Below are 21013 nucleotides of genomic sequence, written 5' to 3' on the forward strand. Positions count from 1 at the left end.
GATGAGGAGGAGCGGCGCCCATGACCCACGCGATCAGGCCGGTTGATTTCGACAACCTGAAAACGATGACCTACGAGGTCACCGACCGGGTAGCGCGTATCACCTTCAACCGGCCTGAAAAGGGCAACGCGATCGTGGCTGACACCCCGCTGGAGTTGTCGGCGCTGGTTGAGCGGGCCGATCTCGACCCCAACGTGCACGTCATCCTGGTCTCCGGTCGGGGCGAAGGGTTCTGCGCGGGCTTCGACCTGTCCGCCTACGCCGATCGGACCGGCTCGGCGGGCGGTGAGGGCAGCTACCGCGGCACGGTGCTGGACGGGAAGACCCAGGGTGTCAACCACTTGCCGAACCAGCCGTGGGACCCGATGATCGACTACCAGATGATGAGCCGGTTCGTGCGGGGTTTCTCGAGCCTGATGCATGCCGACAAACCCACTGTGGTCAAGATTCACGGCTATTGCGTGGCCGGCGGCACGGACATCGCGCTGCACGCCGACCAGGTGATTGCGGCCGCGGACGCCAAGATCGGTTACCCCCCGACCCGGGTCTGGGGCGTGCCGGCCGCTGGCCTATGGGCACACCGGCTCGGCGACCAGCGCGCCAAACGATTGCTGTTCACCGGCGACTGCATCACCGGAGCGCAGGCCGCGGAATGGGGATTGGCGGTTGAAGCCCCCGACCCGGAGGATCTCGACGAGCGCACCGAACGGCTGGTGGCCAGGATCGCGGCCCTGCCGGTGAACCAGCTGATCATGATCAAGCTCGCGTTGAACGCCCCTCTGCTGCAACAAGGTGTCGCCACCAGCCGGATGGTCAGCACCGTGTTCGACGGCGTCGCTCGGCACACTCCCGAGGGGCATGCGTTTGTCGCCGACGCGGTCGAACACGGGTTCCGTGAGGCGGTCCGGCACCGCGACGAGCCGTTCGGTGATTACGGCCGAAAAGCGTCCGAGGTGTAGCAGATGCCTAAATCGCTGGCCCGCATGACCGCACGGTCGGTGGTGCTCAGCGTGCTGCTGGGCGCCCACCCGGCCTGGGCCAGTGCGGCCGAATTGATCAGGCTGACTGCCGATTTCGGTATCAAGGAACCGACCCTGCGAGTGGCGCTGACCCGCATGGTCAGCGCCGGTGACCTGGTCCGGTCCGCCGACGGCTACCGCCTCTCGGATCGGCTGCTGGCTCGCCAGCGACGGCAGGACGAGGCGATGCGCCCGCCCACCCGGGTCTGGCACGGGTCCTGGCACGTCGTGGTCGTCACCAGCGTCGGCACCGACCCGCGCGCCCGCGCCAACCTGCGAAACCATATGCACAGCAAGCGGTTCGGTGAGCTACGGGAAGGCGTCTGGATGCGCCCGGACAACTTCGACCTCGTCCTGGACCCCGATGTGCTGGCCCGGGTGCGGGTACTGCACGCACGAGACGACGCCCCGACCGCGTTGGCCGGGCAACTGTGGGACCTGACCGAGTGGGCGCAGGTGGGGCACCGGCTGCTCGACGAAATTGCCGATGCGGCAAGCGTTCCGCAGCGATTCACGGTAGCCGCCGCCATGGTGCGCCACCTGCTCACCGACCCGATGCTCCCCGACGAACTGCTGCCGGCTGATTGGCCCGGCGCCCGGTTGCGCACGGCCTACCACGACTTCGCCACCGAACTCGCGGAACGCCGCGATGTGGCGGAACAACAATTACAGGAGGCGACATGAGTGATCTGGTGCGTGTCGAGCGCGACGGTCCGGTGACCACGGTGACCATCACCCGGCCGGAGGCGCGCAACGCGGTCAACGGCCCCACGGCCGCCGCGCTCTACGCCGCGTTCGACCAGTTCGACCGCGACGAATCCGCGTCGGTTGCGGTACTGTGCGGTGAGGGCGGAACCTTTTGCGCGGGAGCCGATTTGAAGGCCTTCGGCACCCCGCAGGCCAACGGCGTGCACCGCACCGGCCCGGGCCCGATGGGGCCGTCACGAATGATGTTGTCCAAACCGGTGATCGCCGCGGTCAGCGGCTACGCCGTCGCGGGCGGCCTGGAGCTGGCGCTGTGGTGCGACCTTCGGGTAGCCGAGGAGGACGCCGTGTTCGGGGTGTTCTGTCGCCGTTGGGGGGTACCGCTGATCGACGGCGGCACCGTCCGGTTGCCCCGGCTGATCGGGCACAGCCGCGCGATGGACCTGATCCTCACCGGCCGCGCGGTCAAGGCGGACGAGGCGTTGGCCATCGGACTGGCCAACCGGGTGGTAGCCAAAGGCCAAGCCCTTCAGGCGGCCCAAGAGTTGGCGGCCCAACTCGCGGCCCTGCCGCAACAGTGCCTGCGCTCTGACCGGCTGTCGGCGCTGCACCAGTGGGGGTTGCCCGAGTCCGCCGCGATGGACCTCGAATTCGCCAGCATCTCCCGGGTGGCCGGGGAGGCACTCGAGGGCGCGGGCCGGTTCGCTGCCGGCGCCGGCCGGCACGGCGCACCGGCCACCAACGGGAACGCTAACGGCAAGTAGGGGCGTCAGCCCTTCTTGATCTCGTTGCTCGAGCCGCCGACGTTGTCCACCTTCGGCTCGCCGTCCTTATAGGTGACGGTGTTGTCGAGGCCGAGGACGGTGATCTTGCTGGTGACCTTGTCGATGGTGATCTTGTTGCCCTTGCCCAGGACGCGCACCGATTCGCAACTGCCCGTCACTGTCAGCGTGTTGTCGGACCCGGCCACGTTCAGCGACTTGCCGTCCGCGCAATCCAGGGTGGCCGTCGTGCCCATCGAGCCGTAGGTCAGCGTGTTGCCGATCTCCACCGACGCGGTGGTGGTCGCGCTGCCCGACGACGACGGCTCGGCGGTGCCGCTGCTGGTCGCCGACGTCGACGACTTGGTCGAGGAGGTGGTGGAAGTGGAGCCCGCGGGCGGTCCGGCCGTCGAACTGCAACCGGTTAGCCCGAGCGTGGCCACGGCGACGGCCGCCGCAGCGATACGTAGTGCAGGGATATTGACACGCACGGTTTTGTTCCTCCCGGTTTTGCCTGCGGTGGTTTGCCGATCGACGGCTAGGTGGCTCAGGGTCCTACTCGTGCAATTCGGTTGGTCATGCCCAACTCTCGGCCGCGATCCCAGATGACCGGGTCGCCGTTGTGGAAGAACACCGTCCCGTCGTAGCCGTACACGGTGATGTCGTTGATGACGGTGTCTGCGATGACGGTGTTGGAGCTGCCCATCATGGTCACCGCCCAGCAGGTGCCCTTCGCGGTGACCGTGTTGTTGGTTCCGTTGACCAGCAGGGTGGCGTCGTTGCAGTCGATGACCGTGTCCAAGCCCTGCCCGGTGATATGCGTGTCCCCGTTTTTGGCCTGCGCCAACGGTGCCGGGGCCGCGGGTGCGGCACCGAGGGCGGCGACCAGAACAGCCAGCGTCCCTACAGCGGTTGTCCGTTTCACTGTGGCCCCCGTTCATTGGGCGGGTGACGGCTCCTGGCACTGATGGAGACCTCGACTGAGATTACGTGTATTTGCCCGTGGGAGGACAGTCCCTTGCACATTTTCCGCCGACACCGATCGGCCGTCGTTCCGGTTGCCACGCGCGCCGCGTCCGGTCCGCCGGAGCCAGTCAACTAGAGTCATTAGTTGACCCAGGCCGGTAATCCAACCGAAGGGCGAAGCGTCATGGCAGCTCAACCGGAACCACCGTCCGCCGGTGGCCGTCCGCGGGGAGCCAAAGCCGGCGTCCGGCAGGCCAAGCTGAGCCGCGAAGGCATCGTCGACGGCGCGCTGACATTCCTGGACCGCGAGGGCTGGGATTCGTTGACGATCAACGCGCTGGCGACGCAGCTCGGCACGAAGGGGCCATCGCTGTACAACCACGTCGACAGTCTCGAAGACCTGCGCCGCGCGGTGCGGATCCGGGTGATCGACGACATCATCACGATGCTCAACCGGGTGGGGGAGGGCCGTGCCCGAGACGACGCCGTGCTGGTGATGGCCGGCGCCTACCGCAGTTACGCGCACCACCACCCCGGCCGGTACTCGGCGTTCACCCGGATGCCGCTGGGCGGTGACGACCCCGAGTACGCGGAGGCGACCAGGGGAGCGGCCGCGCCCGTCATCGCGGTGTTGTCGTCCTACGGTCTCGACGGCGAAGAGGCGTTTTACGCCGCGCTGGAATTTTGGTCGGCCCTGCACGGGTTCGTGTTGCTCGAAATGACCGGAGTGATGGACGAAATCGACACCGACGCGGTGTTCACCGACATGGTGCTGCGGCTGGCGGCCGGGATGGACCGGCGCACCGCGCCGGCACCGGACCGGTCCTAGTCCGCGCCGCTGCTGCGGCCGCCGGTTGCGCCTCTCCGGGACCGGATTCCACCGCTTTGACCTGCCTGACCCGTGCCAGGTATTGTGGTACCTCGTGCCTGGCGGCCTACGGCGCCTGAACTTGGGGGCGTAAACAGCCGGGCGAATTCGCGTGTCCACGATGCAACGGATTCGGATCCGGGCAACCGCATGCGACACGCCCGACCTCGGGGTACTTCGGTTATTCCGGGGAGGGGCATAACTGCAGTACAGGAACTTTTGCCAGACCCATTTCGAACGCACAACACAGAAAGCCGGTAGATGCCAACCATTCAGCAGCTGGTCCGCAAGGGTCGCCGGGACAAGGTCGCCAAGGTCAAGACCGCGGCCCTGAAGGGCAGCCCGCAGCGCCGTGGCGTGTGCACCCGCGTGTACACCACCACTCCGAAGAAGCCGAACTCGGCGCTTCGGAAGGTCGCCCGTGTGAAGCTGACCAGCCAGGTTGAGGTCACGGCGTACATCCCGGGCGAGGGCCACAACCTGCAGGAGCACTCCATGGTGCTGGTGCGTGGCGGCCGGGTTAAGGACCTGCCCGGTGTGCGTTACAAGATCATCCGCGGTTCGCTCGACACCCAGGGCGTGAAGAACCGCAAGCAGGCTCGCAGCCGTTACGGCGCCAAGAAGGAGAAGAGCTAATGCCGCGCAAGGGGCCCGCGCCCAAGCGTCCGTTGGTCAACGACCCGGTCTACGGGTCGCAGCTGGTCACCCAGCTGGTGAACAAAGTTCTGCTGAAGGGGAAGAAATCGCTGGCTGAGCGCATTGTTTATGGTGCGCTAGAGCAGGCCCGCGACAAGACCGGCACCGATCCCGTCATCACCCTCAAGCGCGCCCTCGACAACGTCAAGCCCGCGCTGGAGGTGCGTAGCCGCCGCGTCGGTGGTGCGACTTACCAGGTGCCCGTCGAGGTGCGTCCGGACCGGTCCACCACGTTGGCACTGCGCTGGCTGGTCAGCTTCTCGCGGCAGCGCCGGGAGAAGACGATGGTCGAGCGTCTGGCCAACGAGATCCTGGACGCCAGCAACGGCCTGGGCGCCTCCGTCAAGCGGCGTGAGGACACCCACAAGATGGCCGAGGCAAACCGCGCCTTCGCGCACTACCGCTGGTGACGGGCACCAGCTGAACACGCTGGGCGCAAACACTTAGCGAACTGACAAGCAACGAAAGAGTGGGAAGACTTCTGTGGCACAGAAGGACGTTCTGACAGACCTGAGCAAGGTCCGCAACATCGGCATCATGGCGCACATCGATGCCGGCAAGACGACGACCACCGAGCGCATCCTCTACTACACCGGCATCAGCTACAAGATCGGTGAGGTGCACGACGGTGCCGCCACCATGGACTGGATGGAGCAGGAGCAGGAGCGTGGTATCACCATCACCTCCGCCGCTACCACGACGTTCTGGAAAGACCACCAGATCAACCTGATCGACACCCCCGGACACGTTGACTTCACCGTGGAAGTGGAGCGCTCGCTGCGTGTTCTGGACGGCGCGGTCGCGGTGTTCGACGGCAAGGAGGGTGTCGAGCCGCAGTCCGAGCAGGTCTGGCGGCAGGCCGACAAGTACGACGTGCCCCGCATCTGCTTCGTCAACAAGATGGACAAGATCGGTGCGGACTTCTACTTCTCGGTGCGCACCATGGAGGAGCGCCTCGGCGCCAACGTGATCCCGATCCAGCTGCCGATCGGCTCGGAGAGCGAGTTCGAGGGCATTGTCGACCTGGTCGAGATGAACGCCAAGGTGTGGCGTGGCGAGACCAAGCTTGGCGAGACCTACGACACCGTCGAGATCCCCGCCGACCTGGCCGACAAGGCCGAGGAGTACCGCACCAAGCTGATCGAAGCGGTCGCCGAGACCGACGAGGAACTGCTGGAAAAGTACCTCGGCGGTGAAGAGCTCACGATCGCCGAGATCAAGGGTGCGATCCGCAAGCTGACGATCAGCTCCGAGGCGTACCCGGTGCTGTGCGGCAGCGCGTTCAAGAACAAGGGCGTGCAGCCCATGCTGGACGCCGTCGTCGACTACCTGCCCTCGCCGCTGGACGTGCCGCCGGCCACCGGCCACGTTCCGGGCAACGAAGAGGAAGAGGTCACCCGCAAGCCGTCGACCGAGGAGCCGTTCTCGGCGCTGGCATTCAAGGTGGCCGCACACCCGTTCTTCGGCAAGCTGACCTATGTCCGGGTGTACTCGGGCAAGGTCGACTCCGGCTCACAGGTCATCAACGCGACCAAGGGCAAGAAGGAGCGTCTGGGCAAGCTGTTCCAGATGCACTCCAACAAGGAGAACCCGGTGGACACGGCGTCGGCCGGTCACATCTACGCGGTGATCGGGCTCAAGGACACCACCACCGGCGACACCCTCTGCGACCCGAACAACCAGGTCGTGCTGGAGTCGATGACGTTCCCCGATCCCGTCATCGAGGTCGCTATCGAGCCCAAGACCAAGAGCGACCAGGAGAAGCTGAGCCTGTCGATCCAGAAGCTCGCCGAGGAGGACCCCACCTTCAAGGTGCACCTGGATCAGGAGACCGGCCAGACCGTGATCGGCGGCATGGGCGAGCTGCACCTGGACATCCTGGTGGACCGCATGCGCCGCGAGTTCAAGGTCGAGGCCAACGTCGGCAAGCCGCAGGTTGCCTACAAGGAGACCATCAAGCGTCCGGTGCAGAACGTGGAGTTCACGCACAAGAAGCAGACGGGTGGCTCGGGTCAGTTCGCGAAGGTCATCATCAACCTCGAGCCGTTCACCAGCGAAGACGGCGCCACCTACGAGTTCGAGAGCAAGGTCACCGGTGGGCGGATCCCGCGGGAGTACATCCCGTCGGTGGATGCGGGTGCGCAGGACGCCATGCAGTACGGCGTGCTGGCCGGCTACCCCTTGGTGAACTTGAAGGTCACCCTGCTCGACGGCGCCTTCCACGAGGTCGACTCGTCGGAGATGGCGTTCAAGATCGCGGGTTCGCAGGTGCTGAAAAAGGCTGCCGCGCAAGCCCAGCCAGTGATCCTGGAACCGATCATGGCCGTCGAGGTCACCACACCCGAGGACTACATGGGTGACGTGATCGGCGACCTGAACTCTCGCCGTGGCCAGATCCAGGCCATGGAGGAGCGGGCCGGCGCGCGCGTGGTCAAAGCGCACGTGCCACTGTCGGAGATGTTCGGTTATGTCGGCGACCTACGGTCCAAGACACAAGGCCGGGCAAACTACTCCATGGTGTTCGACTCGTACGCCGAAGTGCCGGCGAACGTGTCGAAGGAGATCATCGCGAAGGCGACGGGCGAGTAGGCGTGAGCCTACGAGTGAGGAGCCGAGCAATGGACAACGCGAAGGCGACCGGCGAGTAGTCCGGCCCCTGCGAGTAGGCTGACGCGGTTAGTACCGCGGCAAAATTTCAGAAAAAATCAACACTGCTTTTATAAGCACCAACAGTCCAGGAGGACACAGAAGTGGCGAAGGCGAAGTTCCAGCGGACCAAGCCCCACGTCAACATCGGGACCATCGGTCACGTTGACCACGGCAAGACCACCCTGACCGCGGCTATCACCAAGGTCCTGCACGACAAGTACCCGGACCTGAACGAGTCCAAGGCGTTCGACCAGATCGACAACGCGCCTGAGGAGCGTCAGCGCGGTATCACGATCAACATCGCGCACGTCGAGTACCAGACCGAGAAGCGTCACTACGCGCACGTCGACGCCCCCGGCCACGCCGACTACATCAAGAACATGATCACCGGTGCCGCCCAGATGGACGGCGCGATCCTGGTGGTCGCCGCCACGGACGGCCCGATGCCTCAGACGCGTGAGCACGTGCTGCTCGCCCGTCAGGTCGGCGTGCCCTACATCCTGGTCGCGCTGAACAAGTCGGACGCGGTCGACGACGAGGAGCTGCTCGAGCTCGTCGAGCTGGAGGTCCGCGAGCTGCTGGCCGCCCAGGAGTTTGACGAGGAAGCCCCGGTCGTGCGGGTCTCGGCGCTCAAGGCGCTCGAGGGCGACGCGACCTGGGTCAAGTCGGTCGAGGACCTGATGGACGCGGTCGACGAGTCGATTCCGGACCCGGTCCGTGACACCGACAAGCCGTTCCTGATGCCCGTCGAAGACGTTTTCACCATCACCGGCCGTGGCACCGTTGTCACCGGTCGTGTGGAGCGCGGCGTGGTCAATGTGAACGAGGAAGTCGAGATCGTCGGCATCCGCCCGACCAGCACCAAGACCACGGTCACCGGTGTGGAGATGTTCCGCAAGCTGCTTGACCAGGGGCAGGCCGGTGACAACGTCGGTCTGCTGCTGCGTGGTGTCAAGCGTGAGGACGTCGAGCGCGGTCAGGTTGTCATCAAGCCCGGCACCACCACGCCGCACACCGAGTTCGAGGGCCAGGTCTACATCCTGTCCAAGGACGAGGGCGGCCGGCACACGCCGTTCTTCAACAACTACCGTCCGCAGTTCTACTTCCGCACCACGGACGTGACCGGTGTGGTGACGCTGCCGGAGGGCACCGAAATGGTGATGCCCGGTGACAACACCAACATCTCGGTGAAGCTGATCCAGCCCGTCGCCATGGACGACGGTCTGCGGTTTGCGATCCGTGAGGGTGGCCGCACCGTCGGCGCCGGCCGGGTCACCAAGATCATCAAGTAACTTCTGACAGCGTTCGCCGGGCCACGCCCGGCCGCCCAGACGCGAAAGCCCCCGCACGCCCGGCGTGTCGGGGGCTTTTGCGTCTGCTCGTCCATGGGCGGGCGGCCGCCGTCTGGTCGGCGATACGCGCAGGACCCGACGTAGCGGCCGCCGTCCGCCTTGCTGCGGCTGGAAAGTTGTTCGGTTTGCCCGGCCACGTGCGATTGTTGTGACCGGTAGCCGCCGCGTGCGGGCTAATGTGAATCAACTTTCGTCCTACACGAGGAGAGAATCACATGCTGGCGCGGTACATCAAAATGCAGCTGCTGGTGCTGTTGTGCGGCGGTTTGGTCGGGCCGATCTTCCTGATCGTGTACTTCACGCTGGGGTTCGGCGAGTTGCTGTCGTGGATGTTCTATGTCGGCCTGCTTGTCACCGTCGTCGACGTGCTGGTTGCGATCGGGTTGACCTACTGGAGCGTCAACACCTCGGCCAAGAACGAGCAGCTCGAACAGTCCGGAGTACTGGCGCTGGCGCAGATCACCGGCCTCACCGAGACCGGTACCCGGATCAACGATCAGCCGATGGTGAAAGTGCACCTGCACATCTCCGGCCCCGGCATCGCACCGTTCGACACTGAGGACCGGGTCATTGCCAGCGTGACGAGGCTGGGCAACCTCACCGCCCGGAAAGTGGTGGTCGTGGTCGATCCCACCACGAACCAGTACCGAATCGACTGGGAGCGAAGCGCATTGGTCAACGGGCTGGTGCCGGCCCAGTTCACCCTCGCCGAGGACAACCAGACCTACGATCTGAGTGGCCAGGCCGAACCGTTGATGGAGATCCTGCAGATCCTCAAGGCCAACAACATCCCGCTCAACCGCATGGTGGACATCCGGTCGAACCCGGCGCTGCGCCAACAGATCCAGGCCGTCGTCCGACGGGCAGCCGAGCGGCAGCAGGCCGGCGCCGGCGCCGCGCCGGCCGCCCCGCAGGCCTCGATCGGGGACCGGTTGCAGGAGTTGGAGTCACTGCGCGCCAGCGGTGCGCTCAACGACCAGGAATATGCCAGCCGGCGGGCACAGATAATCGCCGAAATCTAGCCGCGGGCATAGCCCGGCCGGAGCTGACCGAGCCAACCGAACCAGGCTGCGAGATTCGACGCGAAATATCGCAGCCCGGTTCGGTTCGCGAGGCTCGCGGCGGGGCTGGCGCACAGCCCCGCGGGGCAACTAGAACACGTTTCAGTTTCGCTGCTAGCCTGACAGCGGCGAAAGGACAGCACGTGGTTGGATCACTGCAGGGACGGGTGGCATTCATTACCGGCGCCGCACGCGCACAGGGGCGGTCGCATGCGGTGCGGCTTGCCCGGGAAGGCGCCGACATCGTCGCGTCGGACATCTGCGCACCGGTCTCGGACACCGTGACCTACCCGCCTGCCACTCCGGAAGACCTCGCCGAGACAGTCCGAGCCGTGGAGGCCGAGGGCCGCAAGGTGTTGGCCCGCGAGGTGGACATCCGCGACGACGCGGCACAGCGCGGGCTGGTGGCCGACGCCGTGGAACAGTTCGGCCGGCTGGACATCGTGGTGGCCAATGCCGGCGTACTGGGTTGGGGCCGGGTCTGGGAGTTGTCCGACGAACAGTGGGACACCGTCATCGGGGTCAACCTGACCGGCACCTGGCGCACCCTGCGGGCGACGATCCCGGCGATGATCGAGGCCGGTAACGGCGGCTCGATTGTGGTGGTCAGCTCCTCGGCCGGGCTGAAAGCCACGCCGGGTAACGGACACTACGCCGCCAGCAAATTCGGACTGACCGCGCTTACCAACACGCTGGCCATCGAGCTCGGCGAATACGGCATCAGGGTCAATTCCATCCACCCCTACTCGGTCGAAACACCGATGATCGAACCGGAGGCGATGATGGAGATATTCGCCAAGCATCCTCGCTTCGTGCACAGCTTCCCGCCAATGCCGATGCAGTACAAGGGTTTTATGTCGCCCGAAGAGGTGTCCGACGTTGTCGTCTGGCTGGCCGGTGACGGGTCGGGCACCCTGTCCGGCCAGCAGATCCACGTCGACAAGGGCGCCTTGAAGTACTGATTGTCTACCGTGCTATGAACGACCACGTGACCACCACGGACGGTAGCAACAACGGAATCGTGATCGTGGGCGGCGGCCTGGCCGCGGCCCGGACTGCCGAGCAGTTGCGCCGGGCCGAGTACGCCGGCCCCATCACCATCGTCAGCGATGAAGTGCACCTCCCTTACGACCGGCCGCCGCTGTCCAAGGAAGTGCTGCGCGCCGAGGTCGACGACGTCGCCCTCAAACCGCGCGAATGGTACGACGAGAAAAACATCACCCTGCGGCTGGGGGCCGCGGCCACCGGCATCGACACCGCGGCGAAAACCGTGACACTTGCCGACGGAACCTCGTTGGGTTACGACGAGCTCGTCATCGCCACCGGCCTGGTGCCGCGGCGCATCCCGAGTTTCCCGGATCTGGACGGCATCCGGGTGCTGCGGTCGTTCGACGAGTGCATGGCGCTGCGCACCCATGCGAGCTCGGCGAAGAAGGCCGTGGTCGTCGGCGCCGGTTTCATCGGCTGCGAGGTGGCGGCGAGCCTACGCGGTCTGGGTGTGGAGGTGACCCTGGTCGAACCGCAGCCCACACCGCTGGCATCGGTACTGGGCGAACAGATCGGCGAACTGGTGACACGGCTGCACCGCGACGAGGGTGTCGACGTGCGTACCGGGCTCGGAGTCGCCGAGGTGCGCGGTACCGGACACGTCGACTCAGTGGTGCTCAGCGACGGCACCGAGATCAGTGCGGACCTCGTCGTCGTGGGTATCGGTTCACATCCGGCGACCGACTGGCTGACCGGCAGCGGCATCGAGGTCGCCAACGGCGTCGTCTGTGACGAGGCGGGGCGGACGAGCGCACCGAATGTTTGGGCGCTCGGCGACGTGGCCTCCTGGCGGGATGCAACGGGACATCAAGCGCGCGTTGAACATTGGAGTAACGTGGCCGATCAGGCTCGGGTCGTGGTGCCAGCGATGCTGGGTCGCGAAGTACCGACCAGTGTCGTCGTTCCCTATTTCTGGAGCGACCAGTACGACATCAAGATCCAGTGCCTCGGCGAGCCGGAAGCGACGGACACCGTGCACCTGATCGAGGACGACGGGCGCAAATTCCTGGCCTACTACGAGCGCGACGGTGTGCTGGTCGGCGTGGTCGGTGGCGGACTGCCCGGCAAGGTGATGAAGGTGCGCGGCAAGATCGCCGCCGCCACCCCAATCACGGAGATGCTGGCTTAACCGGGTGAGCAGACGCGCAATCCACGCAACCGTCAGAACTGGCCCAAGTAGAACCGGGCACCCTGATCGTCGGTGCATTCGGCGGTCAGTCCGTACGGCTGCCGTGACGGTTCGGCCAGCACGATGCCACCGGCCTCCCGGACCCGAGAGACGGCCGCGTCGATATCGGCAACAGTCCACATCGGGACCGTCGTGGCGTGCGAGCTGCCACCGGCGGCACCCGACATCGGATGCGCCTCCCGCACCTGCCAGCCGTCCTCGACCCGGCCGGGCTCGAACGTCCACCGCAGCACTCGGCCGTAGAAGTCACGGAACGCGCCGGAATCTGGCACCTCGTATGTCACATATGCAAGCTCGCCTGGGCCAGAGCCGTTGAGCTCCGGTCGTTTTGAGGCCGCTGCCGCGTCGAAGACCGCGAACGCCATGCCGTGGACATCGGTCGCGTCCACCGTGGTCCCATGTGGGGTTTGCTGCGCCTCGTCCGCGGCCCCACCGGCCTCGGCGATCGCCGCTCGGGCCGCCTCGATGTCCTCGACGGCGTAGCAGCAGAACAGGGTCGGGTGATCCTCGGTGGCGTGAATGCCAGTGGGTAGGTCGGTGTTCGTGACGCGGCGGGAGGCCGCGTCATAGGTCCAGCCCAGGACGTGCTGGTAGAACGCCGCGGCACGCTCGGGATCGGGAGTCGCGAGCGAGATGAAGCCGATGTCACCATGACGGATGCCCTCGACCGGCGCACCCAACGGGCCGCTGAGCATCCAGCGATGGCCGAACGGATCGATGATGGTCGCGTTGCGGGAGCCATGGGCCTCGTAGATGTCACGCGTGACGGTCGCGCCCTGCGACCGCGCGCGCCCCAGTGCCGCATCGGTGTTGGTGACGTGCAGCATCAGGCTGACCGAAACGGCCTCGGGCGAAGGAGCTTTCAAGCCGAGCTCGGGGAACTCGTCGGCCAGATACAGGACGCCGCCGGCAATTTCGAGCTCCGCGTGCCCTATTCGCCCGTCCTCCATTACGATCGGTTCGCCGACCACCGCCGCGCCGAAAGCGTCGGTATACCAGGCGATTGCGGCTCGCGCATCGGCGACGCACAGATACGGCTGGGCGGCCGGTCGCGGGATCTCCCTGGTGTCGGGTTCGGCTACCGTTTGGCTGGTCATATCGATCCTTCCGAGGGTCTGGGGAGGTAGCGACAGCATCGCCTCCAGGCGGCGCCGCAGTCGCGCGGCGAACGCCGGATCGGGATGTACCGGAAGGTCGTCGGCGTGCAGCACGCTGAGCGGATCGCGCTCACTCATGGCTGCCTCCTTCCGGATACTCTTTTCTGAACGCCTTTTTCGCACGGATCAGCAGGGCCTCGGTGGCGTGCACGGTGCGCCCGAGCAACTCCGCGCATTCGCCCACACTGCAGTCGTCCATGTACCGCAGCACCAGCACCGCCCGGTGCGGTTCGCTCAGCTTTGCCAACACGTTCTCGGCCATCAGCCGATCCAGCTCGGTATCCCAGTCGTCGGCTCCGCCGAGCGGCTCGGGCGGTTCTGCCACCGGCACCGGATCCTGGCGGCCCCGGTAGTGGTCGGCCAGTTTGTGCCGCGCCACCCCGAGCAGCCACGGCACCCCGATCGGCGGCGGATCGTCCCTTTGCGCACCGGCGGTTTGGAACGCCGCAAGGAACGTCTCCGACGTCAGATCCTCGGCGGTCCCGCGATCCGCGCACCGGCGAGCGAAATAGCCGTACACCGTCGGCAGCGCCTCGTCATACAGCGCCAACAGCGTGCGCTGCATGTCGCGATGGCGGTCCGGTTGGGCGCTCACACTTCTATCGTCGTTGCGGCGGATCATTTTCCAACGGGCTGCGCCGAAAAAGTTGCCAACCGTGACGTCAGTGCCAGTTCACCGGCGGCCCGTGGGCATGGCATTCGCCCAGCACCTGCAGCTCGCCGCCCGGCCAGCAGGCGACGCGCACCAGGAATCTCAACGGGCTCCCGGGCCCGTCTTGAGCCGGCTCCATAGTCAGGTGCGCGAAGGGAGAGTCGGCGCCTGCCCGCGCGCCCAACTCGTCGATCCGGGAAGCAACGACGGTGCGCTCGTTGCGGGACAGGTACTGCCAGGTGATCGAATGCCACAGCACCGTCAGAGCACCCTCGGACAGGGTCAGTCCCGCGACGGCCTCGGCCGCGGTCCGGCGCTCCAGCTGGGCCGGTACGTCGCGGGCGATCGCGATGGCGCCGCGCAGTCGATGCAGCCGGGCATGTTGGTCCGGCCAGACAAAGCTCAACAGGCTCAGTTCCCCGTCGGCCCCGGTGATATCGATCGGCGCGATGTCGTAGCCACACCGCTCGACGATGTGCACCGCGCCGCCCAGTGGCAGGTGCCCATGCCAGGCGTCGTCGATGAGGACCGGAGAGTCGGCCGGTCCCCACTCGCCGCCCGCATATCCGAAGCGGTAGTGGTCCGCCCGCAGATTCAATCCCGCGCTCGAGCCGATCTCGAAAAGCCGCACCGGCAAGTTAATTTCAGCATTGAGTCGCAACAGGCCGCCGATCAGCGCGGCCGACCGGCCCACCTCGTTGGTCTGCGGGGGCAGTTCCAGCGCCGCGCGCAGCACCTCGGCGTGGCGGCCCGCAACCAGAAGAATTTCTGGCCAGCCCGAGGCGTCCCAGCTGCCGCCCACGCTGGGGTACCACCGGTGCAGTTGCGGTGCTCGGCCGTCGAGCACCATCCGGTGCAGCCCGCCGACCAGGCGCAGCGGCACCGCTTGGCCCGCGGGGGCGTCTCGGTGGCCGGCCAGGATGTGCGCGAAGACGCCGCCGGATTGCACGTCCTCGGCGATCAGTTCGAACAGCTCGCCGTACATTGGCGACCCCGACCCCGCGCAGAACCGTCCCTGTGCGCGAAGGGTATGCAGCAAATGGTCGATATCGCTCAATGCGGCTCGCCAAGGTGGTCCAGCCCGGAACCGGCGACGTCGAATGCATTGCCGATTGCTTCGGTCAGCGCGACCGACTCGTCGCCGAGCCAGTGCTCGTACGCGCTCAACGCCACCCCGAGCATCGTCCACGCGACCGTCTGCGGCAGCAGGTCGGTGACCTTCACGCCCGATCGACGAGCCACGAATCCGGCGATCACCTCCCGCCAACCGGCGTACATTGTCATCGAATAAGCTTGCAGCTCAGCAGTTTCGAGGATCACCCGCATCCGTTTCCGGTGCCGCAGCGATTCACACTCGTCAAAGGTGTTGAATGCCAGCAGCGCTCCGCGCAGCGCTTCCCGCAGCGGCACCTGCGGGTCGACGTGGTCGAGCAGGTCGCGCAGCTGGGCGAGGTGAGTGTCGAAATCGCCCCAGGGAATGGCGTTCTTGGAGGCGTAGTACCGGAACAGCGTCCGCCGGGCGATGCCGGCCGCCTGGGCGACGTCGTCGACGCTGACGTCGGCAAAACCCCGGGCGGCGAATAGGTCGATGGCGACGTCGGTGATGTGGTGCGGCGTCGTCGAGCGGCGCCGACCCACTCGCGACTCGTGCAGCATCAGAACCCGCCCCTTCCATTTCGGCACTCGATGCCATATTCTGACCCAGACTACGAGATGTGACCAGCACCACCCATCATTGTCGAGCCCGTTTCACGAAAGGCAATCCGCATGGACAACGAAAACCAGACCGAGACCGAGCTCGTCACCGAGACGCTGGTGGAAGAGGTTTCCATCGACGGCATGTGCGGGGTCTACTGAGCTTGACCACGCCTGCGACCGTGCCGGTTGAACCTGCCGTGTTCGATCCGGACCGCGGCTGGCGACTGCATCCACAAGTGGCGGTTCGCCCGGAACCGTTCGGGGCGCTGCTGTATCACTTCGGCACTCGCAAGCTGTCGTTTCTGAAGAACCGCGCCATCCTGGCCGTGGTGCAGTCGCTGGATGACCACCCCGATGTCCGCTCGGCGTGCCGCGCCGCGGGTATCGCCGATCCCGACCAGGGGCCGTACCTGCACGCGCTGGGCGTGCTGGCCGGCTCGAGCATGTTGGTACCTCAGGAGGGTGCATGAGCGCAGCAGTACCGTCGCTGATCGAGCAGTTCGAGCACGGGCTCGACGCGCCGATCTGTCTGACCTGGGAGCTGACGTACGCCTGCAACCTGGCCTGCGTGCACTGCTTGTCGTCGTCGGGCAAACGGGATCCGGGCGAGTTGTCCACCCGTCAGTGCAAGGACATCATCGACGAGCTGGAACGCATGCAGGTGTTCTATGTGAACATCGGCGGCGGCGAACCGACTGTGCGCCCGGACTTTTGGGAGCTGGTGGATTACGCCACCGCACACCACGTCGGGGTCAAGTTCTCGACCAACGGTGTCCGCATCACCCCGGAGGTCGCCGTGCGGCTGGCCGCCAGCGACTACGTCGACGTGCAGATCTCACTGGACGGTGCCACGGCGGAAGTCAATGACGCCGTGCGTGGTGTCGGGTCTTTCGACATGGCGCTGCGCGCGCTGGAGAACCTGGCCGAGGCGGGCTTCACCGACGCCAAGATCTCGGTCGTGGTCACGCGCCACAACGTCGGTCAACTCGACGACTTCGCCGCATTGGCCAACCGCTACGGCGCCACGCTGCGCATCACTCGGCTGCGTCCGTCCGGGCGCGGGGCGGACACCTGGGAGGAGTTGCACCCCACCGCCGCCCAACAGGTCGAGCTCTACAACTGGCTGGTCGCCAAGGGCGAGCGGGTGCTCACGGGCGACTCCTTCTTTCACCTGGCGCCGCTGGGCTCCTCCGGCGCGCTGGCCGGGCTGAACATGTGCGGCGCCGGCCGGGTGGTTTGCCTGATCGACCCGGTCGGTGACGTCTACGCCTGCCCGTTCGCCATCCACGACCGGTTTCTGGCCGGAAATGTGTTGTCCGACGGCGGATTCGACAATGTCTGGAAGAATGCCCCGCTCTTCCGCGAATTGCGTGAGCCGCAGTCCGCTGGGGCCTGTGGTAGCTGCGGCCACTACGACAGCTGTCGTGGCGGCTGCATGGCGGCGAAATTCTTCACCGGGCTGCCGATGGACGGTCCGGACCCGGAGTGCGTTCAGGGTCACGGTGCGCCCGCCTTGGCGGACGAGCGTGACACACCCCGGCCCCGCGTCGACCACTCGCGCGGCAAGCGGATCAGCACGCCGGTGCCGCTGACCCTGTCAATGAGGCCGCCGGCGCACCCACCGGCCAGGCTGTGCAACGAGAGCCCCGTATAGCCATGGCCGACGATTGGTTCGAAACCGTCGCCATCGCTCAGCAACGCGCGAAGCGGCGCCTGCCGAAGTCCGTTTATTCATCGCTGATTTCGGCGAGTGAGAAGGGCATCACCGTCGCCGACAATGTCGCCGCGTTCAGCGAACTGGGCTTCGCGCCGCACGTCGTCGGCGCCAGCGAAAAGCGGGACCTGTCCACCACCGTGCTGGGGCAGGATATTTCTTTCCCCGTTCTGATCTCGCCGACCGGCGTCCAGGCGGTTGATCCGGACGGCGAGGTCGCCGTGGCGCGGGCCGCGGCCGCCCGGGGCACGGCGATGGGGCTGTCCTCGTTTGCTAGCAAGCCCATCGAAGAGGTCATCGCCGCCAATCCGAAGCTCTTTTTCCAGGTTTACTGGCTGGGGGGCCGGGACGCGATCGCCGAACGGGTCGAGCGGGCGCGGCAGGCCGGGGCGGTCGGCATCATCGTGACTACCGACTGGACGTTCTCGCACGGGCGCGACTGGGGCAGCCCCAAGATCCCCGAAGAGATGAACCTGAAAACCATTTTGCGGCTGTCCCCGGAGGCGATCACCAAGCCCCGGTGGCTGTGGAAGTTCGGCAAGACGATGCGACCACCGGACCTGCGGGTGCCTAACCAAGGCCGCCGCGGTGAGCCCGGTCCGCCCTTCTTCGCCGCCTACGGCGAGTGGATGGGGACGCCCCCGCCCACCTGGGAAGACATCGCCTGGCTGGCCGAACTCTGGGGTGGCCCCCTGATGCTCAAGGGCGTGATGCGCGTTGATGACGCCAAAAGAGCTGTGGATGCCGGTGTTTCGGCTATCTCGGTGTCCAACCACGGCGGCAACAACCTGGACGGGACGCCCGCCTCGATTCGCGCCCTGCCGGCGATCGCGGCGGCCGTCGGCGAGCAGGTCGAGGTTTTGCTCGACGGTGGCATCCGCCGGGGCAGCGACGTGGTGAAGGCGGTGGCGCTGGGGGCGCGCGCGGTGATGATCGGCCGCGCCTACCTGTGGGGCCTGGCCGCAGCCGGACAGGCCGGGGTCGAAAACGTTCTGGACATTCTGCGCGGCGGCATCGACTCGGCACTGATGGGGCTGGGCCATTCGTCGATTCACGATTTGCGCCCGGACGACATTCTCATTCCCGACGGGTTCACCCGCGAATTGGGTGTGGGCTGAGCGTCCGTCGGGTAGCCGCGGGACATACCACATATACGTTGTTCCGGGAATGAGCTATTCGCCGAGTTTGGTACGGGCGGTGCAGCCGTGGCAAACGAGCAATGTTTTTTGCTCGCGCTCCGACGACGCGAAAAATAATTTCAATTGGTAGGGCAACAATTGGTGCACGCCAGGTGAATTCGTCTTACCATCGGCGGGTGCCCGTACTCGGCGAACTGGGTTGTGTGACGTCGAGGCAACTTTCGATATCCACCGCCGCGTCAATATTGATTCCGCTCGGGTCCACCGAACAGCACGGCCCGCACCTGCCGTTGGACACCGACACCAGGATCGCGACGGCAGTGGCCCGGGCCGTGGCCGCGCGATTGGACACGCAATCCCAGCAGGATTGGCTGGTCGCGCCGGCCATCGCCTACGGTGCCAGCGGCGAGCACCAGAGCTTCCCGGGAACGATCTCCATCGGGGCGGCGGCGTTGACGACATTGCTGGTGGAGTATGGTCGCTCGGCTGCCTGCTGGGCGAATCGACTGGTATTCGTCAACGGTCATGGCGGCAACGTGGAGGCGTTGAGCCGCGCCACGGCGCTGCTTCGATCGGAAGGTCGCGACGCCGCGTGGAGTCCATGCTCCACAGCCGGCGCGGACGCCCATGCGGGCCATACCGAAACATCCGTGTTGCTGCACCTTTCGCCCGGCGATGTGCAAAGCGACCGATTTCTCGTGGGCAATGCTGCGCCGCTGCACGAGTTGCTACCGTCGATGCGCCGCGGCGGGATCGCGGCGGTAAGCGAGATTGGCGTGCTGGGGGATCCGACCACGGCCACCGCGGCCGAGGGGAGTCGGATTTTTGCGGAGATGGTCGACGATTGTTTTGGTCGAATTTGCCGGTGGGTACCCGGACCCGGGGGGGTCCTGTCATGACGAGCGCATCGAGGAGGAGCGGCGTTGACCACCCAGACCCGACTTCCTGACGGGTTTGCGGTGCAGGTCGATCGTCGAGTGCGGGTGCTCGGCGATGGCAGGGCTTTGCTCGGTGGTTCGCCGACCAGGCTGCTGCGGCTGGCCCCGGCGGCGCAAAGCATGCTCTCCGACGGTCGCCTGAAAGTCCGTGACGAGGTCAGCGCCGAGCTTGCTCGCACCCTGCTGGACGCGACGGTGGCCCATCCACGCCCGGCAACAGGCCCGTCATACCGCGACGTCACCGTCGTTATACCGGTGCGCGACAACCTGATTGGTTTGCGGCGCCTGGTGTCTTCGCTGCGCGGCCTGCGGGTAATCGTGGTCGACGACGGCTCGTCGCCACCCGTCGAACTGGAAGACTTCGCCGGCGCCCACTGCGACATCGAAGTGCTGCATCACGTCCGCAGCAAAGGTCCGGCCGCCGCGCGCAACACCGGCCTGGCCGCCTGTACCACTGACTACGTCGCGTTCCTGGACTCCGACGTCGCACCTCGGCGGGGTTGGCTGGAGGCTTTGCTCGGGCACTTCTGCGATCCGACGGTCGCGCTGGTGGCGCCGCGCATCGTCGGCCTCGCCCAGAGCGAGAACGTGATCGCCCGCTACGAGGCCGTGCACTCGTCGCTGGACCTAGGTCTGCGGGAGGCGCCGGTGTTGCCACACAGTTCGGTGTCCTACGTGCCCAGCGCCGCGATCGTGTGCCGAACGGCGGCCATCCGAGAGGTCGGCGGTTTCGACGAGACCTTGCAGTCGGGTGAGGACGTCGACCTGTGCTGGCGGCTGGTGGAAGCCGGCGCCCGACTGCGGTATGAGCCGATTGCCCTCGTCGCCCACGATCACCGCACCGAGCTCCGGGACTGGATCGCCCGCAAGGCGTTCTACGGGGGCTCGGCGGCGCCGCTGTCGGTGCGGCACCCCGACAAGACCGCGCCGGTGGTGATCTCGGGTTGGGCGCTGGCGGCCTGGATCCTGGTGTCGCTGGGCTCCGGCCTGGCCCAGCTGGCCTCGATCGTGATTGCCCTGGCGACCGGCCGCCGGGTCGCCAAGGCGATGGACGGGGCCGAAACGTCGCTGTGGGACGTGGCGGTGGTGGCGACTCGGGGGTTGTGGTCGGCGGCCCTGCAACTGGCGTCGGCGATCTGTCGGCACTATTGGCCACTGGCGCTGCTGGCCGCCATCTTTTTTCGGCAATTCCGGCGGGTCGTGGTGATCGCCGCCATTGTGGACGGGGTGGCCGACTGGCTGCGCCGCCGCGACGCGGTGGACGGCGATGCCGAACCGATCGGGTTGTTCACCTTCCTGCTGCTCAAGCGCGTCGACGACCTGGCCTACGGAATCGGGCTCTGGTACGGAGTGCTGCGGGAACGCAACATCTCTGCGCTCAAGCCACAGATTCGGACATAAC

General features: G+C 66.3%; 23 protein-coding genes. 17 read left to right on the plus strand and 6 right to left on the minus strand.

All coding sequences use genetic code 11. From position 1 onward, the window contains the following. Positions 1-20: 20 nt before the first annotated feature. Genes BN972_RS02710 through BN972_RS02720 form a run of 3 tightly spaced genes read left to right on the plus strand, consistent with a single transcriptional unit; the run spans position 21 to position 2488 of the window. A complete protein-coding gene (locus BN972_RS02710) occupies positions 21-959 on the plus strand; it encodes a crotonase/enoyl-CoA hydratase family protein (RefSeq protein ID WP_036352597.1) in 939 nt (312 codons plus the stop codon). Positions 960-974: 15 nt separating this feature from the next. Then, entirely contained in the window at positions 975-1703 is a 729-nt protein-coding gene (locus BN972_RS02715; protein WP_099051043.1) for a PaaX family transcriptional regulator C-terminal domain-containing protein, read from the plus strand. Next, entirely contained in the window at positions 1700-2488 is a 789-nt protein-coding gene (locus tag BN972_RS02720; protein ID WP_036352600.1) for a crotonase/enoyl-CoA hydratase family protein, read from the plus strand. The genes BN972_RS02715 and BN972_RS02720 overlap by 4 nt, the downstream gene beginning before the upstream one ends. Positions 2489-2493: 5 nt before the next feature. Here the strand turns inward: BN972_RS02720 and BN972_RS02725 are convergent, their stop codons facing one another. Continuing rightward, positions 2494-2976, minus strand: a complete 483-nt coding sequence (locus BN972_RS02725) for a DUF3060 domain-containing protein (protein ID WP_036352602.1) — start codon at positions 2974-2976, stop codon at positions 2494-2496. A 56-nt stretch (positions 2977-3032) separates the two neighbouring features. After that, positions 3033-3410, minus strand: a complete 378-nt coding sequence (locus BN972_RS02730; protein ID WP_036352605.1) for a DUF3060 domain-containing protein — start codon at positions 3408-3410, stop codon at positions 3033-3035. A gap of 225 nt (positions 3411-3635) precedes the next feature. On the opposite strand from BN972_RS02730, the gene BN972_RS02735 reads away from it, so the two are divergent. The 8 genes from BN972_RS02735 to BN972_RS02770 all read left to right on the plus strand — a co-directional run bounded on the left by BN972_RS02735 (position 3636) and on the right by BN972_RS02770 (position 12253). Further along, the gene (locus BN972_RS02735; RefSeq protein WP_036352608.1) at positions 3636-4280 is read left to right on the plus strand and encodes a TetR/AcrR family transcriptional regulator; all 645 of its coding nucleotides are present in this window, start codon (positions 3636-3638) and stop codon (positions 4278-4280) included. Positions 4281-4580: 300 nt separating this feature from the next. After that, on the plus strand, positions 4581-4955 hold the full coding sequence (rpsL, locus tag BN972_RS02740; RefSeq protein WP_007767794.1) for a 30S ribosomal protein S12: 375 nt from the start codon (positions 4581-4583) through the stop codon (positions 4953-4955). Beyond that, positions 4955-5425 carry a 30S ribosomal protein S7 gene (gene rpsG / locus BN972_RS02745; RefSeq protein WP_036352615.1) on the plus strand — a complete coding sequence of 157 codons (471 nt, stop codon included), beginning with the start codon at positions 4955-4957 and terminating at the stop codon, positions 5423-5425. Before rpsL ends, rpsG begins: the two co-directional genes overlap by 1 nt. Positions 5426-5498: 73 nt before the next feature. Beyond that, positions 5499-7604 carry an elongation factor G gene (fusA, locus tag BN972_RS02750; RefSeq protein WP_036352618.1) on the plus strand — a complete coding sequence of 702 codons (2106 nt, stop codon included), beginning with the start codon at positions 5499-5501 and terminating at the stop codon, positions 7602-7604. A gap of 161 nt (positions 7605-7765) precedes the next feature. Then, positions 7766-8956, plus strand: coding sequence for an elongation factor Tu (tuf, locus tag BN972_RS02755; RefSeq protein WP_036352621.1), 1191 nt, complete (start codon positions 7766-7768; stop codon positions 8954-8956). A gap of 275 nt (positions 8957-9231) precedes the next feature. Continuing rightward, positions 9232-10038: an SHOCT domain-containing protein gene (locus BN972_RS02760; protein ID WP_036352624.1), complete on the plus strand. Its 807-nt coding sequence runs from the start codon at positions 9232-9234 to the stop codon at positions 10036-10038. Positions 10039-10220: 182 nt separating this feature from the next. Continuing rightward, the gene (locus BN972_RS02765) at positions 10221-11039 is read left to right on the plus strand and encodes a mycofactocin-coupled SDR family oxidoreductase (protein ID WP_036352627.1); all 819 of its coding nucleotides are present in this window, start codon (positions 10221-10223) and stop codon (positions 11037-11039) included. A 14-nt stretch (positions 11040-11053) separates the two neighbouring features. Then, positions 11054-12253 (plus strand): NAD(P)/FAD-dependent oxidoreductase, encoded by a 1200-nt coding sequence (locus BN972_RS02770; protein WP_080696667.1) that lies wholly within the window; start codon positions 11054-11056, stop codon positions 12251-12253. Positions 12254-12285: 32 nt separating this feature from the next. Here BN972_RS02770 and BN972_RS02775 read toward each other — a convergent pair whose 3' ends face one another. From BN972_RS02775 to mftR, 4 genes are read right to left on the minus strand one after another with little or no spacing between them, the layout of a single operon-like run. Then, on the minus strand, positions 12286-13548 hold the full coding sequence (locus BN972_RS02775) for a VOC family protein (protein WP_036352631.1): 1263 nt from the start codon (positions 13546-13548) through the stop codon (positions 12286-12288). Then, positions 13541-14092 carry an RNA polymerase sigma factor gene (locus tag BN972_RS02780; protein WP_080696668.1) on the minus strand — a complete coding sequence of 184 codons (552 nt, stop codon included), beginning with the start codon at positions 14090-14092 and terminating at the stop codon, positions 13541-13543. Before BN972_RS02780 ends, BN972_RS02775 begins: the two co-directional genes overlap by 8 nt. Before the next feature lie 40 nt (positions 14093-14132). Then, positions 14133-15179, minus strand: coding sequence for a DUF2332 domain-containing protein (locus BN972_RS02785; protein WP_036352634.1), 1047 nt, complete (start codon positions 15177-15179; stop codon positions 14133-14135). Next, positions 15176-15778 (minus strand): mycofactocin system transcriptional regulator, encoded by a 603-nt coding sequence (gene mftR / locus BN972_RS02790; RefSeq protein WP_080696669.1) that lies wholly within the window; start codon positions 15776-15778, stop codon positions 15176-15178. The genes BN972_RS02785 and mftR overlap by 4 nt, the downstream gene beginning before the upstream one ends. 111 nt (positions 15779-15889) lie before the next feature. On the opposite strand from mftR, the gene mftA reads away from it, so the two are divergent. The 6 genes from mftA (at position 15890) to mftF (ending at position 21012) form a co-directional block, all read left to right on the plus strand. Next, positions 15890-15979 (plus strand): mycofactocin precursor MftA, encoded by a 90-nt coding sequence (gene mftA / locus BN972_RS02795; protein ID WP_036352637.1) that lies wholly within the window; start codon positions 15890-15892, stop codon positions 15977-15979. Further along, complete coding sequence (gene mftB / locus BN972_RS02800; RefSeq protein ID WP_036352639.1) at positions 15964-16290, plus strand: mycofactocin biosynthesis chaperone MftB; 327 nt, start codon at positions 15964-15966, stop codon at positions 16288-16290. The genes mftA and mftB overlap by 16 nt, the downstream gene beginning before the upstream one ends. After that, positions 16287-17474: a mycofactocin radical SAM maturase gene (gene mftC, locus BN972_RS02805; RefSeq protein ID WP_036352642.1), complete on the plus strand. Its 1188-nt coding sequence runs from the start codon at positions 16287-16289 to the stop codon at positions 17472-17474. Before mftB ends, mftC begins: the two co-directional genes overlap by 4 nt. 2 nt (positions 17475-17476) lie before the next feature. Next, positions 17477-18652 carry a pre-mycofactocin synthase MftD gene (gene mftD / locus BN972_RS02810; RefSeq protein ID WP_036352644.1) on the plus strand — a complete coding sequence of 392 codons (1176 nt, stop codon included), beginning with the start codon at positions 17477-17479 and terminating at the stop codon, positions 18650-18652. 173 nt (positions 18653-18825) lie between these two features. After that, the gene (gene mftE / locus BN972_RS02815; protein ID WP_036352647.1) at positions 18826-19572 is read left to right on the plus strand and encodes a mycofactocin biosynthesis peptidyl-dipeptidase MftE; all 747 of its coding nucleotides are present in this window, start codon (positions 18826-18828) and stop codon (positions 19570-19572) included. Positions 19573-19596: 24 nt separating this feature from the next. Continuing rightward, positions 19597-21012, plus strand: coding sequence for a mycofactocin biosynthesis glycosyltransferase MftF (gene mftF / locus BN972_RS02820; protein ID WP_036352650.1), 1416 nt, complete (start codon positions 19597-19599; stop codon positions 21010-21012). Position 21013: the final 1 nt, after the last annotated feature.

The sequence above is a fragment of the Mycobacterium asiaticum DSM 44297 genome (assembly GCF_000613245.1).
GTDB lineage: Bacteria > Actinomycetota > Actinomycetes > Mycobacteriales > Mycobacteriaceae > Mycobacterium > Mycobacterium asiaticum.